The following is a 15,406-nucleotide window of genomic DNA, read 5'->3' as shown; positions in this document are numbered from 1 at the left end:
GTCCCGGCCCATGGACACCTCGCGCAGCGCCCAGGGCTATGTGGCCGACCCCCGCAATCAGCACGTGCTGGTCTGGCTCAACGGCCAGCTGGTGCCGCGCGCCCAGGCCATGGTGTCGGTGTTCGACGCCGGTTTCGCGCTGGGTGACGGCGTGTGGGAAGGTCTGCGGCTGGCGGGCGGCCAGCTGATCAGCCTGGAGGCGCACCTGGACCGGCTCTTCGAAGGCGCGCGCAGCATCGCGCTGGACATCGGCCTCACGCGCGCCGAACTCACCGCCGCCCTGCACGCCACGCTGGCCGCCAACGGCATGACCGACGGCGCCCACCTGCGGTTGATGGTCACGCGCGGCGTCAAGTCCACCGTCAACCAGGACCCCCGCTTCATCGTCGGCGGCGCCACCGTGGTCATCGTCGCCGAGTACAAGACGCCGCGGCCGGAGAGCAAGGCGCAGGGCCTGGCGCTGTTCACGTCCACCTTCCGCACCAGCGGGCCCGACGTCTTCGACCTGCGGCTGAATTCGCACAGCCGGCTCAACCTGATCCAGGCCCTGCTGCAGGCCATCCAGGCCGGCGCCGACGAGGCGCTGATGCTGGACCCGCGCGGCTTCGTGGCCAGTTGCAACAGCACCAACTTCTTCATCGTGCGCGGCGGCGAGTTGTGGACCAGTACGGGTGCCTACAACTTCAAGGGCATCACCCAGGCCAGCGTGCTGGCGGCCTGGCGCGCCACGGGGCTGCCGGCGCGCGAGTGCGACTTCACGCTGGCCCAGGTCTACGCCGCCGACGAGGCCTTCGTCACCGGCACGCTGGGCGGCGTGACCCCGGTGGTGCGGGTGGACGGGCGCACCATCGGCGGCGGCCTGCCAGGGCCACTGACGCAGCGCGCCGCGGCCCTGTACGCGGCCGCGGTGGGCCTGCCGGCCTGAGAGGGTGAGAGCCAATCCCGCACGCCCGCTCATCCGCGCCAAACGGCCCGACTCGTCGTTGCAAATGCTCGCCATAGCCCGAGCCATGGCTGCGCTTTGCGCCTAGATTCGGATCGCTTGGCGCGTCTGCTCGGGCACGCTGGATGACCTCTCACCCTCTGAGTCGCCCGCGTCGTTCTTGAACCGGTTCAAGGACACCCCATCGTCGGGTGCCCAGACTGGTGGCATGCGGCCAGAAGGCGCCCCCTTGCTGAACATCGACCTGGCGGCCTTGCCGCCAGCGCAGCGCGTGAGCTCCCTGCTCGCCGCGCTCGATGGCCTGAACCCGGGCGAGGTGTTCACGTTCAGCGCCAGCGCCGACCCCGCCCCCCTCTACTACCGCTGCGACCGGGACCGTCCGGGCCAGGCCAGTTGGGATTACCTGCGCTGCGGCCCGGACCGGTGGGTGGTGCAGGTGGCCCGCCGCTGAACCGGTGGGCGTCCATCGGGCGCGTGCCGATGCAGTACCCGAGCGACTCACTCGGAAAATTCTTGAACCGGTTCAAGGACGCGCGCGACAGCGGTCCCTAGCCTCCTGTGCATCGTCATCGACCCCTTGCAGGAGGCACCATGAGCCGAGGCTTCACCAGCCAGGCCGCGCGCAACATCTTCTACGGCGGCACGCTGTTCTTCGTGTTCGTCTTCGCGGTCCTGATCTTCGACACCGAGGGCCGCGTGCCCGAGCGTTCCAACGCCGCACAGATCACCCCCGCCGTCGCGCGCGGCAAGCACATCTGGGAAACGCGCAACTGCATCGGCTGCCACACGCTGCTGGGCGAAGGCGCGTACTTCGCACCGGAGCTGGGCAACGTCTACGTGCGCCGTGGCGGTGACGCCGGCGGCGAGGCCTTCATCAAGGCCTGGATGCAGGCGCAGCCCACCGGCGCACCGGGGCGGCGGCAGATGCCGCAGTTCCACCTCAGCGAGCAGCAGCTCGACGACCTGGTGCAGTTCCTGAAGTGGACGAGCAAGGTCAACACCGAGAACTGGCCGCCGAACGCGGAAGGCTGAAGGAGCACATGACATGACCACGACCACAAGCGTCGGGCCGCGCTACGCCTCGCAGCAGGTGGCCCGCCTCTACTTCATCGGCGCCCTGGCCCTGTTCGTCGGCCAGATCGTCTTCGGCATCACGCTCGGGCTGCAGTACCTGATCGGCGACCTGTTCTTCCCCGCCATCCCCTTCAACATCGCCCGCATGGTGCACACCAACCTGCTCATCGTGTGGCTGCTGATGGGCTTCATGGGCAGCGCCTACTACCTGATCCCGGAGGAGTCCGAAACCGAACTGCACAGCCCGGCCCTGGCCCAGGCGCTGTTCTGGATCTTCCTGGGTGCCGGCGCATTGACCATCCTGGGCTACCTGCTGGTGCCCTACGCCACGCTGGCCGCGGCCACCGGCAACGACTGGCTCGCCACCATGGGCCGCGAGTTCCTGGAACAGCCGCTGCCCACCAAGCTGGGCATCGTGGTGGTGGCGCTGGGCTTCCTCTACAACATCAGCCTCACGGTGCTCAAGGGCCGCAAGACGGCCATCAGCCTGGTGCTGCTGACCGGCCTGTGGGGCCTGGCGCTGCTGTTCCTGTTCAGCTTCGTCAACCCGAGCAACCTGGTGCGCGACAAGATGTACTGGTGGTTCGTCGTCCACCTGTGGGTGGAAGGCGTGTGGGAGCTGATCCTGGGCAGCCTGCTGGCCTACCTGCTGATCAAGACCACCGGCGTCGACCGCGAGGTGATCGACAAGTGGCTGTACCTGATCATCACCTTCGCCCTGGTCACCGGCATCCTGGGCACCGGCCACCACTTCTACTTCATCGGCCTGCCGGGCTACTGGCAGTGGGTGGGCAGCGTGTTCAGCGCGCTGGAGCCGATCCCGTTCTTCATGATGACCCTGTTCGCCTTCAACATGGTGCAGCGGCGCAAGCGTGAGCACCCCAACCAGGCCGCGGTGCTGTGGACGGTGGGTTGCGCGGTGATGGGCTTCCTGGGCGCCGGGCTGTGGGGCTTCATCCACACGCTCAGCCCGGTGAACTACTACACCCACGGCAGCCAGGTCACGGCCGCGCACGGGCACCTGGCCTTCTACGGCGCCTACGTGCTGGTGGTGATCGCGATGATCAGCTACGCCATGCCCATCCTGCGCGGCCGCGAGGCCAACCCGCGGCGCGCGCAGAGCGTGGAGATGTGGAGCTTCTGGGTCATGTCCATCGGCATGGCGGTGATGGTGCTGGCGCTCACCGGCGCCGGCATCCTGCAGGTCTGGCTGCAGCGCATCCCGCCCACCGAAGGTGCGCTGGGCTTCATGCAGACGCAGGACCAGCTGCGCTTCTTCTACTGGGTGCGCGTGGCCGGCGGTGTGGGCTTCCTGGCCGGGCTGGTGATGTACCTGTGGAGCTTCTTCGTCGGCCCGGCGACGGATGAGGCCCCCGCCGCGCCGGCCACGCTGGCGCGGGCCTGACGGGCGGGTGACGTGATGGACCGCACCCGGCCCGACGCGCTGCGCGACCCGTGTGCCTACCTGGCGCAGGGCGGCGAGTGCGAGCTCTTCGCCCAGGCCTACGCGGCGCGCCTGCCGCTGCTGCTCAAGGGCCCCACCGGCTGCGGCAAGACGCGGCTGGTGGAGCACATGGCGCAGCGGCTGGGCCGCCCGCTGGTCACGGTGAGCGGCCACGACGACCTGGGCGCGGCCGACCTCACCGGCCGCCACCTGATCGTCGGCGGCGACACCCGCTGGTGCGACGGCCCGCTGACCCAGGCCGTGCGCCAGGGCGCGATCTTCTACCTCGACGAGGTGGTGGAGGCGCGCAAGGACATCACCGTCGTGCTGCACCCGCTGGCCGACGACCGACGGCAGCTGCCGCTGGAACGCACCGGCGAACTGCTGGACGCGGCGCCCGGCTTCATGCTGGTGGTCAGCTACAACCCGGGCTACCAGAACCTGCTCAAGGGCCTGAAGCCCAGCACGCGCCAGCGCTTCGTGGCGCTGACGCTGGACTACCCCGCGCCGGCGCTGGAAGCGCGCATCGTGGCCAGCGAGAGCGGCTGCGGCGACGCGGTGGCGGCGCAACTGGTGGCGCTGGCGCAGGCACTTCGGCGGCTCACCGACCACGACCTGGAAGAGACGGCCAGCACGCGGCTGCTGGTGATGGCCGCACGGCTGCAGGCCGGCGGCATGGCGTTGAGCGACGCCGCCCATCACGCCGTGCTGCAGGCGCTGACCGACGACTGCGGCACCCTGGCCGCCCTGCACGAGGTGCAACGTGCCGTGCTTGGCGACGGTGGCTGAACCCACGCTCGAGCTGGACCATGCGGCGCTGCAGCGACGCCGCCGTGCGCTGCAGATGGGCTTCTTCGCCCTCTTCCTGGCCGCCCCGGCGCTGGACCTGCTGCGCTTCGACCTGCACGAGGCGCAGCTGTGGTTCGGGGGCCAGCGCTGGACGCTGGGCATCGCCGCCTTCCAGCGCGGCGAGCTCACGGCCACGCAGGTGGCCCTGTCGATCTTCCTGCGCGGCATCCTGCCGGCGGTGGCACTCGTCGCGGCCTTTCTCGCCGTCGCCCGCCGCTTCGGCCGGGTCTACTGCGGCTGGCTGTGCCCGCACTTCTCGCTGGTGGAAGGCCTCAACGACCTGCTGCACCGGGCCAGCGGCAAGCTCAGCGTCTGGGACCGCCACCCCGTGCCGCGTGGCGGCCGCGTGCCGCAGCGCCGCTGGTGGCCGCTGTTCGCGCTGGCCTGCGCCATCTTCGGCTTCCTGTGGGCCATCACGCTGCTGACCTACCTGCTGCCGCCGCGCGAGATCTGGGGCGGATTGCTCAGCGGCACGCTCACGCCCAACCAGGCGCGCTTCCTGGCCATCGGCAGCGTGGTCTTCACGCTGGAGTTCGCCTTCGCGCGCCACCTGTTCTGCCGCTTCGGCTGCGCCGTGGGCCTGTTCCAGAGCCTGGCGTGGATGAGCAACCCGCGCGCGCTGGTGATGGCCTTCGACCGCGCCCGTGCCGCCGAGTGCCGTGGCTGTGCCACCGCCGACGCGCCCGCGGGCGACGCCTGCGAGGTGGCCTGCCCGATGCGGCTGCGCCCGCGCCAGGTCAAGCGGCTGATGTTCAGCTGCGTGCAATGCGGGCAGTGCCTGGCGCAGTGCGAACAGTCGCACGCCGGGCGCAGCGCCAGCCCCAACCTGCAGTGGACCATCGGCGTCGACGCGCTGCGCGAGACGCTGCGCCAGCGGCGCGACGACAGGAGCCGTTGATGGAGGAATGGGTCGGCCTGCAATGGCACCGCTGGGTCACCGGGCGGGCCGAACCAGCGCGTCCGGGTGCCGCCTGCCTGACGGATCACCGCCGCACCGTCGAGCTGATGCTGCACGCCGGCGGCGGCACGCAGCGCGTGGCCGAGGCCGCACCGATGCGCGTCGGCGGCGAACGCCGCTTCTGGCAGCGCGTGGCGGGCACCGGCCTGCGCCTGCCGCTGCCGCAGCTCGACGCGGCCGTGCTGGCGCTGCCGGCGCAGGTGGCGCTGTGCGACGACCCCGAACGCAACGCCGACCTCTACCGCTGGTGGGCCGCACTGGCCAGCCAGATCGACCTGGGACTGCCCTGGGTGCGCGCCAACACCGAGGCCATCCCGCGCGTGCTGGCGCGCTTTCCCGGCCTGGTGTCACGGTTCGCGCGGCTGCATGCTGCGCTGGGCGTGCCGCTGCCGCCACCCGGTGCGAGGCCGGCGGACGCGACACCGGCCTGGACCTGGATCGTGCCCGTGCCCGCAGCCGCCGCCGTCGACGGCACCGGCCCGGGCGAGGAGGACCGAACCGCGGACGCCAGCCATGCCGCCCAGCCGCCATCGCCCCGCCGCCGCACGCAGCGCGCCTGTGAAGGTGCATCGCGCACGCCGCTGCTGCTGGCCTCGAAGACCGAGTCGCTGCTGACCTTCGGCGACCCGCTGCGCGTGGACCGGGCGCTGGACGACGAGGACGACGGCAGCGCCGCCACCGCGGCAGAAGAACTGGAGACCCTGACGCTGCAGCAGACGGCCGGCGGCGCCCGGGCCCGCTGGCGCTTCGACCTCGACCTGCCGTCGGCGTCGGCCGACGACCGGCCCCTGGGTGCCGGCGAAACCCTGCCGGAGTGGGACCCGCGCACCCGTGCACTGCGGGTCGACCGGGTCCGGGCCCAGGTCTACCTGCCACGCGAACCCAGGCCCTGGTCGCCGGAGCCGGCGCTGCGTGCCACCGCCGCGCGCGTGCGCCGCCAGCTGGAACGCCAGCGCGATGCGCTGCGCTGGAGCGCGCCCGGCCCCGCCGGCGAGCGCCTGGACCTGGACGCCTGGGTGCGCCACCGAGCGGCGGCGGCCGCCACGCGCAGCACCGAGGCCGCGGTCTGGCAGCGCCGCATGCGCCGCGACCGCGATCTCGCCACGCTACTGCTGGCCGACCTGTCGATGTCCACCGACGCCCATGTCAACGACCGCCGGCGCGTGATCGACGTCATCCGCGAGGCCCTCTACGTCTTCGGCGAGGCGCTGTCCGGCAGCGGCGACCCGTTTGCCGTCTACGGCTTCAGCTCGCTGCGCCGGCAGCTGCGCCTGCACGCGCTCAAGCCGTTCCCGCAGCGCTGGGGACCGGCGGTGCTGCCGCGCCTGGGCGCGCTCAAGCCGGGCTACTACACGCGCATGGGCGCAGCGCTGCGTGCGGGCACGCGGCGGCTGCAGCAGCGGCCGGAACGCCGGCGCCTGCTGCTGCTGCTGACCGACGGCAAGCCGCACGACCTGGACGGCTACGACAGCGCCTGGGGCCTGGAGGACACCCGCCAGGCCGTGCTGGAGGCGCGCCAGGCCGGCCTGCTGCCGTTTGCGCTGAGCATCGACGCCGAGGCCGGCGACACGCTGCCGCGCCTGTTCGGCGACGCCGGCTGGGCCGCCGTGCGCCGGCCGGAGGAACTGGCCACGCGCCTGGCCACGCTGCATGCGCGGCTGGCGCGCTGAAGCGGCGATGTTCGGCGCCAGCTTGATGCGCATCAAGCGTCTGCGCCGCCATCGCGGCAGCATGCCGGGGCCATGCTCGACACCAGCCGCTTCGACATCCCGCGCTTCCTGACCCGCCTGCCGCTCTTCGGCGACCTGGACGGCGAGCAGATCGACCACATCGCTGCCGGCTGCGCGCTGCGCCGCCTGGAACGCGGCGAGATGGTCTTCCGCGTCGGCGAGCCCTGCGAGCACTTCCACGTGGTGGTGCTGGGGCAGGTGAAGCTGTTCGTGATCTCGCCGGGCGGCCAGGAGAAGGTGATCGAGCTCGTGGGGCCCGGCCAGAGCTTCGCCGAGGCCCTGGTCTTCCTGGGCCGGCCGTGTCTGGTGAACGCGCAGGTGCTGGCGAATTCGATGCTGCTGTCGGTGGCGCGCGAGACCATCCTCAGCGGCATCCAGCGCGACGGGCGCCTGGCGCTGCGCATGCTCGCCGGCCTGTCGCGCCGCCTGCACGGCCTGGTGCACGACGTGCAGGCCTACGCGTTGCAGAACGGCGTGCAGCGCGTCATCGGCTACCTGCTGCGCGAACAGGGCGTGGAGGACTGCGCCACCGGCGAGGTGGTCACCGTGAGCCTGCCGGTCAGCAAGGCCACCGTGGCTTCGCGCCTGTCGCTGACGCCGGAGTACTTCTCGCGCGTGCTGCGCGAGCTGGAGGAGGCCGGGCTGATCGAGGTCGACAAGCGGGACATCCGCCTGCTCGACCCGGCGAAGCTGGCAGCCTACCCGGGCTGACGAAGGAGCCCGACCTCAGCGGAGGGGATCGGCACAGACGCTGATCACCGGTGCTGCGGCGGGATTGTCGGCCTCGCAGGCGCCCGGTGCGTCGGAAGCCGGCTCGGCCAACGGCGTCCAGCGCCGGGCATCGAGGGTCAGCGTGCCGCCGTGCACCGGCACCCGCCAGTGGTCGCCGCACAGGCGGCTCTCGGCAGGCCGCGCCCCGGGCGCCGGCAGCCGGGCCACCGTGCGCCGCACGTCCAGGTGGACGACGAGCAGCAGGTCGCCCGCCGTGGCCGCCACCCAGGCGCGCCCGGGCGGCGCGAACGCAGGGGTGGGCGCGGGGCCGTCGAAGGGGATGCGGCGCACCCCCAGGTGCCCCGGACTGGCAATGGCCTCGCCCATGCGGTGGTCGTGCACGTAGCCGTCGAAGATCGGCGGCGCGTCGGGGTCCAGCGGGATCTCCCACCACTCTTGCAGCGATGGCCACGCGGCCAGCAGGCTGCGCCGGTGCGGCAGCGCCAGCAGCGCGCTGGCGCCGCCGTGCCGGGTGCCGGCGAGGTTGCGGCCGGGGTAGTCGCGCAGCACCTGGCCTTGCAGGTCCGTCAGGCGCAGGCCACCGGTGCTGGCCTGCAGCCGCTGGCCGCCGAGCGTGACGCTGCACGGTGCCGCCACGGCCAGCGCCGGCCAGGCCAGGCCGGCGCCGAGCAGCGTGCGCCGCTTCATCGCCGCGCGCCTGCCACCGCCCTGCTTCGCCTACTGCTGCAGGATCCAGCCGATGGCGGCGGCCAGCTCGGTGTCGCCGATCTTCGCCGCCGGGTTCGGCGGCATCGGGATCGGCCCCCACACACCCTTGCCGCCGCCGCGCACCTTCTGCGCCAGATCGGCCGGCGCGCCGGCCTGGCCCTTGTACTTCGCGGCAATGTCCTTCCAGGCTGGGCCGACGAGCTTCTTGTCCTTGGCATGGCAGGCCGTGCAGCCGGCGGCGCCGAGCGCGGCTTCGGGGTTGGCCGCCGCCGGCAGCGCCAGCCCGCAGGCCAGCGCACCGGCGGCCAGGGCCGCCCAGGGATGACTTCGTGTCATGGGTCGGCCCTCCGCTCAGTACACGTCGTGCTGCGTGTTGTAGACGTTGAAGTGCCCGGTCGGCGTGATCAGGCGCGGGTCCTTGATCACGGTCTTGAGCTTCAGCGTCTTGTCGTCCACCACCACCAGGGCACTGGCCTTGTCCTTGGCGCTCCAGACCGCGAACCAGACCTCGTCGCCCGCCTTGTTGTACTCCGGCTGCACCACGCGCTTGGCTCCTCCGTCGTCCGGCAGACCGGCCCACTCGGCGATGGGCAGCACGGTGAAGCCCTTGTCGAGGTTGCGGATGTCGTAGACCACCACGGCCTGCGAGATCTTGGGGTCGGGGTTCAGCGGCGCGTCGGAGTACAGGTGCGTGCTCTTCGGATGGCTCTTGATGAACAGCGCGCCACCGCCCGGGCCGGTGAGCTTGGCCACTTCCTTGAAGGCATGCTGCTTGTGCTTCAGGGGGTCGGTGCCGATCAGCGAGATGGTCTCGTCACCCAGGTGCCCCGTGGCCCACACGGGACCGAACGTGGGGTGCACGAAGTTGGCCCCGCGCCCGGGGTGCGGGATCTTGCCGACGTCGATCAGCCGGACCAGCTTGCCTTCCTTGGCGTCCACCGCGGCGATCTTGTTGCTCTGGTTGGCCGCCACCATGAAGTAGCGCTTGGTGCTGTCCCAGCCGCCATCGTGCAGGAAGCGCGCGGTGCCGATCTCGGTGACCTTCAGCGCGTCGATGTTGGAGTAGTCCACCATCAGCGTCTTGCCGGTCTCCTTGACGTTGACCACGAACTCGGGCTTGAAGTGGCTGGCCACGATGCTGGCCACGCGCGGCTCGGGGTGGTAGTCCTGGGTGTCGACGGTGTTGCCGCGCGTGGAGACGATCTTCAGCGGCTCGAGCGTGTCGCCGTTCATGATCGTGTACTGCGGCGGCCAGTAGCTGCCGGCGATGGCGTACTTGTCGGTGAAGTCGCCGGCCTTGCCCTTGTACTTGCTGGTGTCGACGCTGCGCGCTTCCAGGCCCACGCGGATCTCCGCCACGTTGTCCGGCTTCTCCATCCAAAGGTCGATCATGTTGATCTTGGCGTCGCGCCCGATCACGAACAGGTAGCGCCCGCTGGCCGACAGGCGCGAGATGTGCACCGCGTAGCCGGTCTTGACGATGTTGATGATCTGCTTGGTGTCGCCGTCGATCAGCGCCACCTCGCCGGTGTCGCGCAGCGTGGTCGAGAAGATGTTCTCGATGTTGTACGCGTTCATCTTCCGCTTCGGCCGCTGTTCCGGCGGCACGATGACCTTCCAGGTCTTCTTCATGTCGGCCAGGCCGAACTCCGGCGGCAGCGGCGCGTCGTGCTGGATGTAGCGCGCCATCATGTCGACCTCCTGCTCGGTCATCTCGCCGCTGGTCTGCCAGTTGGGCATGCCTGCCGGCGAGCCGTAGGCGATGAAGACCTTGAGGTAGTCCGTGCCCTTGCCGATGGTGAGGTCGGGCGTCAGCGGCTTGCCGGTGGCGCCCTTGCGCAGCACGCCGTGGCAGCCGGCACAGCGCTCGAAGTAGATCTGGCGTGCCTTGTCGAACTCGGCCTGCGTCATCGGCGGGGCCTTGGGGTTGCGGCTTTCCACCATCGGCACGCCGGTCAGCGCGGACGGTGCGGCGTGGTACTGCACGTCACCAGGGGCGACGTCCTTCTTGTCCTGCGCGAAGGCACCGCCGGCGGCCGCGAAGATCGCCACGGCGGCCAGCGGGGCGAGCACCGGCAGGCGGTGCAAGGGGGTTCTCAGGCTTGTCATCTCAGCTCCTCTTGGGGTGACCGAATCGATGGCGGCCATGCTGAGCCGCCAGCCGGCCGCATTCCTTGAACTGGTTCAAGGGCCGCAACGAAGGCCCGGCAAGGGACGCCGGCTTGACGCGCCGCAAAGCCCTGCCGCGCAAGCGGTCGACCGCGCCCAAAGGCGAACCAGTTCAAGGACCGGCGGCGCCTGCAGGCGGAACCTCCGGGGTATCGAGATTCACGTGCCGGAGCACACCATGAACCCCCGCCCCCCGTTCCCCCGCCGCCTCGTCCACCTGGCCTGCGTGCCAGGCCTGGCCCTGCTCTGCGCCGGCACCGCGCTGGCGCAGCAGACCGCCGAGCCGCAGACGGTCGTCGTCACCGCCACGCGCCACGCGATGCTGGCGCTGGATGCGCCCGCGGCCATGAGCGTGGTCACGCGCCAGGAGATCGAGGCCCGCGGGGCCGACGACGTGCTCGAGGCCGTGCGCGGCGAGACCGGCGTGTCGCTGCAGGGCCGCTCGATCGGCGGGCGCAAGGTGATCAGCCTGCGCGGCATGGACCCGAAGCACACGCTGTTCCTCGTCGACGGCCGGCGCGTGGCGCCCAGCGACGGTGTGGTGGGCCATTCCGACTTCCAGTTCGACTGGATCCCGGTGGACGACATCGAACGCATCGAGATCGTGCGCGGCCCGCTGTCGGTGCTCTACGGTTCGGAGGCCCTGGGCGGCGTGGTGCACGTGATCACCCGCCAGGCCGGCGATCGCTGGCGCGTCGCGGCGCGCGCCGAAGGCAGCGTGGCCAGCGGCGACCGCGGCGGTGACGGCCACCGCGCGGCCGTTTCGGTGGACGGCCCGCTGGCCCCTGGCCTGGGCCTGCGCGCCGGCCTGGCCACCGGCCGCCGCGACGCCGTGGCGTCACCGGCCGACGCGCAGGTCAGCGAACTGGAAGGCCACGACAAGACCGACGGCTGGCTGGGCCTGGCCTGGCGGGCATCGCGCGCCCACCGGGTGGCGCTGGATCTCCACGCCGGCGAGGAGACGCGCACCGCCGACGCGCGCGAGCGCAGCGGCGCGCGCCGCTACCACGTCAGCGACAACCTCATCGCCCGCGCGATGGCGTCGCTGGCCTGGGACGCCGAGTGGGACGAGCGCGGCGACACCACCACGCAGCTGCGCACCTATGGCACGCGGCTGGACGTGGAGAACCGGCGCACCGGGGGCGTGGCCATCAACGCGCCGCAGACACTGCGCGACCGCGTCCTCGAAGGGCTGGTGCGCCACGACGCCGGCGCGCATGTGCTGATCGCCGGCTTCGAGGCGCGCAACGAGACGCTGGAGGACCCGGGCATGCCGGACGGCCGGTCACTGGCGCGCCACCGCGCGCTGTTCGTGCAGGACGAGTGGCGTGTGATCGACGGTGCCCGGCCGCTGGACCTGACGCTGGGCCTGCGCCACGACGACCACCACCTGTTCGGCCGGGAGACCAGCCCACGGCTCTACGTCACCTGGCGTACGGCGCCGGGGTGGACGCTCAAGGGTGGCTTCAGCCACGGCTTCAAGGCGCCCAACCTGAAGCAGATCGTGCCCGGCGGCCGGCCCGAGGGGCCGAACACGGTGCTCGGCAATCCGGACCTGAAGCCCGAGACCAGCGACGCGGTGGAAGCCGGCTTCGCCTTCGAGCGGCAAGGGCTGGAGCTGCAGGCGATGCTGTTCTCGCAGCGCGTGCACGACCTGATCGAACTCGAGCTCGTCGCCCCCGGCCCGGTGCCGGGCGTGGGCACCTACGTCTACCAGAACGTGGCCCGCGCGCGCCTGCGCGGGCTGGAACTGGGCGCCGCGATGCCCCTGGGTGCCGGCTTCAGCGCCCAGGCCAGCACCACCTGGCTGGACGCCACCGATGCCGACGGCGAGCGCCTGACCTACCGCCCGCGGCTGAGCATGGGCGCCCGCCTGGACTGGTCCCACGGCCCCTGGCAGGCCGGCCTGCGCGTCGACCATGCCAGTGGCACCCTGCTGCCGTCGGCCACCCGCGGCGCGCCCGACGTGGCCGTAGCCGACCTGACGCAGTGGGGCGCCTACGTTCAGCGCCAACTGGGACCGGGTCTGACGCTGGCGCTGCGGGTGCACAACCTGACCAACCTGCGCCCGGCGGACAAGTCCGCGCGGTACACGCACGCCGAGGCGCCGCGCACGGTGTCGCTGGCGCTCCGCGGTGCGTGGTGACTGGGAAGGACGTCGGATGCGACCGTGGAGGCGGGCCGGCACCGCATGCGGCGCCGGCGGACTCAGATCACGGTGTGCCGCACCAACGACTCCATGGCCTGCGCACGCAGGAGGTTGTCTTCGATGGTGGTGGCGAGTCCGGCTTCGCGGAGCCTGCACAGCATGCGTTGCGTCAGCGTGTGCGACCTGCCACCATGTCGGCTCTGGAACAGGAAGAGGCGTTGGCCCGGCCCAACCCACTTCAACCGCGCCGACATCCAGATCCCCTGAAGGAACAACCGACACAGGGCACCAGGCTGAAGGGCTTCTACCCATTGCGCCGGTGTCTGCACCGGCTCGCCGTCGGCCAGATCGCCTCCCAGAGGCACGGTCGGAAGGCCGGCATGCAGGTCCAGCAGGGCTGGCACGGGCAGCGTCTCGACCGACTCCTCGACCCACGCCTCGGTCAGGTCGGCGGGATGCGTCGGCGGGTTGCGCAGCAGGTCGGCCAGTTCCACCAGTTCGGCATCGACACGGGGCCTTGGCAGCTCGGCGTCCGCCAGGCCCTCCTCCACCTGACGCAGCAGAACTGCGCGTTGTGCCCGTGACACCTTCTGGCCCGGCTGCGCGGTCGCGCGGATGAGGTCATCGACCACCAGTGCTGCCTCGGCCACGGCTTCGTGCGTGGCACCATGGCGCAGGGCTCTGGCCACCAGCACCTCCGTCCAGGGTTCGAGCAGGAAGCGCCGCATCAACCCGCTCGTCGGCGTGCTGCGCAACTGCTGGACGATCTGATTGCGGAAGGCAAGCTCGAGCTCTCCGCGGTCGGCCTGCCGCTGCAGCGCGGCGACGTCCTCGGCACCCGGTGAGGCCGAGCGCTCGAGCAGTTGAGCTGCCAGTTGCTGCACCTTGTCTGCGGCGCGCAGACAGGCCTGCGCGTCCAGCTTCGGGCTGGCCAGCAGGCGCTGCAACAGCTCCTCGAGCGAGTGGCCGAGCACCCGCTGGTCGTCGGTCCCGAGATCGTCGTGCAGCGCCGTTGCAGCCAGCAGCCGGTCCAGCAACTGCCACCACACGTGCTCCGGGTCACTCCAGATCTGGGGAACGTCTGCCGCAAAGCGCTGGGCCAGCTGTTCCAGGCGCTGCAGCGCTCTCGCCATCGACGGCGATCGGCTACTCTGCTGCCGCAGCTCTTCGAACAGGCGCTGCATCAGACCTTCGGCGGCAGCCCGCGGCAGTTGGGGACCGGCGCTACCGGGCAAGGACTCTGGCTGAACTCTGAGCGTCAGCTCGGGCAACGCCGCGGAAGCATCCTCGCTCACCATCTGCGTGCGGTGGGCCCAGGCCACCAGTTCGCGCATCGAGTCTGCCGGTGGAGTGGGCGCCTCGGCACCAGATGTTCGCACGGTGGCCATCGGCGAGCCGCGCGCGGCGGACGAGACCGAAGCCACGACATCGACCGCGCCGACCTGATAACCCATCGGCTCGACACCCTGCTGTTCGAGCCACTGCGACAGTTCCGTGTAGACCTCCCGCATCTGGCTCGCCATGGCGGTCCCGAGTCCACGGAGCAGCGCTTGCCGGTGCGCGATGTCGGCTTCCACCTCGTGGACAGCCTCACGCAACGCGTTCGCGCACACCAGCGGCCCGAGCGGCACCGTGGCGATGTCGATACGGTCACAACCCTGCAGCCGGCTGCTCAAGGCCGCGAGTTCCAGCAAGGGGAGCTCGGCCTCGGACTCGACGAGTTGGACGATGCGGGCGGTTTCGATCTCGGCGTCGATCTGCGACTCGGAGATCAGCGTCAGCTTCGACCCGCTCATGACCGGGCCGGGGGAGGACGAAACTTCGTCGCGCTCAACGTCCAACCGGGCAACCAGCGCTCGGGACAGTGCATGCACGAGTTCCACGCGTCGCCGCTGAAGCAACTGTGCCAGGAGAGGCGAGTTCGCCAGACCGTGCACCGAGACCGCCGACTCTTCACGGCGAATGGCGCGCTCGACCATGGCCACCACCCAGCGGCCCACACCCTGCCGCAGGATGTCCGCCAGCGCGGCAGCCTGCGGTTGAGCCGCCATGGAGATGTCGAAGAGATTCACGGGCGCTCCAGTCGTCAGCGGGTGCCGGGCCAGCGCAGAACCTGTGCCCAAAGCCATGTCTTCGGCGCGTGCGGACGAACCTTGAGGCCTGCGTCTCCCCCCTGGTTTCGCGGCTCATCAGAACACTACTGAACCCGCGGTTGCCCCCTCCTTCACCCGCTGGTCCGACACCACCGATGGCATGAATTCACGCCGTTGCTGCGACCGCAGCGGATCAACCGCCGCCCACCTGCCAGGTCCAGGTCGGCCGACGTCACCATCGGACGGCCCTGCACGAACCGCCCACTGAGCCTAGATCCGGCAGATGGCCGCTCTCCTCGGCATGCAAGTGCTTGATGTGGGCGACGGAAGTGGCCACGACCAAGTTCACCTGTCGGGTGAGCACGCTGCACACCCGATCGCGCCGCCCTCCACCACGCTGGCAGGCCGTCAGGCCGTGTTGCGAATGCTCGCCATGGCACGGGCCATGGCTGCGCTTCGGCCTTGCAGGCCGCGTGCTCTCGGTCGCTCGCACCGCTCGACAGGCGAGAACCGTCCTCAGGACGGCTCGTGTCCGGGCTCGCCCTTGCCAGCGCGGC

Annotated in this window: 13 protein-coding genes; 9 read left to right on the top strand and 4 right to left on the bottom strand. The window is 71.0% G+C overall.

What is annotated here, in order from left to right:
* The first annotated feature begins 10 nt into the window (after window positions 1-10).
* From ENE75_RS14520 to ENE75_RS14485, 8 genes are all read left to right on the top strand, one after another.
* Window positions 11-925, top strand: a complete 915-nt coding sequence (locus ENE75_RS14520) for an aminotransferase class IV (protein WP_128199030.1) — start codon at window positions 11-13, stop codon at window positions 923-925.
* A gap of 247 nt (window positions 926-1,172) precedes the next feature.
* Window positions 1,173-1,394: a DUF2249 domain-containing protein gene (locus tag ENE75_RS14515; protein WP_158288955.1), complete on the top strand. Its 222-nt coding sequence runs from the start codon at window positions 1,173-1,175 to the stop codon at window positions 1,392-1,394.
* Between the two features lie 140 nt (window positions 1,395-1,534).
* Complete coding sequence (locus ENE75_RS14510; protein WP_128199028.1) at window positions 1,535-1,975, top strand: c-type cytochrome; 441 nt, start codon at window positions 1,535-1,537, stop codon at window positions 1,973-1,975.
* A gap of 13 nt (window positions 1,976-1,988) precedes the next feature.
* Entirely contained in the window at window positions 1,989-3,422 is a 1,434-nt protein-coding gene (locus tag ENE75_RS14505) for a cbb3-type cytochrome c oxidase subunit I (protein WP_128199027.1), read from the top strand.
* A gap of 15 nt (window positions 3,423-3,437) precedes the next feature.
* Window positions 3,438-4,250 (top strand): CbbQ/NirQ/NorQ/GpvN family protein, encoded by an 813-nt coding sequence (locus ENE75_RS14500; RefSeq protein WP_128199026.1) that lies wholly within the window; start codon window positions 3,438-3,440, stop codon window positions 4,248-4,250.
* Complete coding sequence (locus ENE75_RS14495; protein ID WP_233259088.1) at window positions 4,225-5,208, top strand: 4Fe-4S binding protein; 984 nt, start codon at window positions 4,225-4,227, stop codon at window positions 5,206-5,208. Before ENE75_RS14500 ends, ENE75_RS14495 begins: the two co-directional genes overlap by 26 nt.
* The gene (locus ENE75_RS14490) at window positions 5,208-6,938 is read left to right on the top strand and encodes a nitric oxide reductase activation protein NorD (RefSeq protein WP_128199025.1); all 1,731 of its coding nucleotides are present in this window, start codon (window positions 5,208-5,210) and stop codon (window positions 6,936-6,938) included. Before ENE75_RS14495 ends, ENE75_RS14490 begins: the two co-directional genes overlap by 1 nt.
* 72 nt (window positions 6,939-7,010) lie before the next feature.
* Window positions 7,011-7,709: a Crp/Fnr family transcriptional regulator gene (locus ENE75_RS14485; RefSeq protein WP_128199024.1), complete on the top strand. Its 699-nt coding sequence runs from the start codon at window positions 7,011-7,013 to the stop codon at window positions 7,707-7,709.
* 15 nt (window positions 7,710-7,724) lie between these two features.
* Here the strand turns inward: ENE75_RS14485 and ENE75_RS14480 are convergent, their stop codons facing one another.
* Genes ENE75_RS14480 through ENE75_RS14470 form a run of 3 tightly spaced genes read right to left on the bottom strand, consistent with a single transcriptional unit; the run spans window position 7,725 to window position 10,547 of the window.
* Window positions 7,725-8,417, bottom strand: a complete 693-nt coding sequence (locus ENE75_RS14480) for a hypothetical protein (RefSeq protein ID WP_128199023.1) — start codon at window positions 8,415-8,417, stop codon at window positions 7,725-7,727.
* 30 nt (window positions 8,418-8,447) lie between these two features.
* Complete coding sequence (locus ENE75_RS14475) at window positions 8,448-8,774, bottom strand: c-type cytochrome (protein WP_128199022.1); 327 nt, start codon at window positions 8,772-8,774, stop codon at window positions 8,448-8,450.
* 15 nt (window positions 8,775-8,789) lie between these two features.
* On the bottom strand, window positions 8,790-10,547 hold the full coding sequence (locus ENE75_RS14470; RefSeq protein ID WP_128199021.1) for a nitrite reductase: 1,758 nt from the start codon (window positions 10,545-10,547) through the stop codon (window positions 8,790-8,792).
* Between the two features lie 238 nt (window positions 10,548-10,785).
* Between ENE75_RS14470 and ENE75_RS14465 the strand changes: the two genes are divergently transcribed.
* Window positions 10,786-12,753 (top strand): TonB-dependent receptor plug domain-containing protein, encoded by a 1,968-nt coding sequence (locus ENE75_RS14465; protein ID WP_158288954.1) that lies wholly within the window; start codon window positions 10,786-10,788, stop codon window positions 12,751-12,753.
* 62 nt (window positions 12,754-12,815) lie between these two features.
* Here ENE75_RS14465 and ENE75_RS14460 read toward each other — a convergent pair whose 3' ends face one another.
* Window positions 12,816-14,828: a DUF1631 family protein gene (locus ENE75_RS14460; RefSeq protein ID WP_158288953.1), complete on the bottom strand. Its 2,013-nt coding sequence runs from the start codon at window positions 14,826-14,828 to the stop codon at window positions 12,816-12,818.
* Between the last annotated feature and the right edge of the window lie 578 nt (window positions 14,829-15,406).

The sequence above is a fragment of the Rubrivivax albus genome (assembly GCF_004016515.1).
Taxonomy (GTDB): domain Bacteria; phylum Pseudomonadota; class Gammaproteobacteria; order Burkholderiales; family Burkholderiaceae_C; genus Rubrivivax; species Rubrivivax albus.
This window is presented reverse-complemented; position numbering and strand designations above follow the sequence as displayed.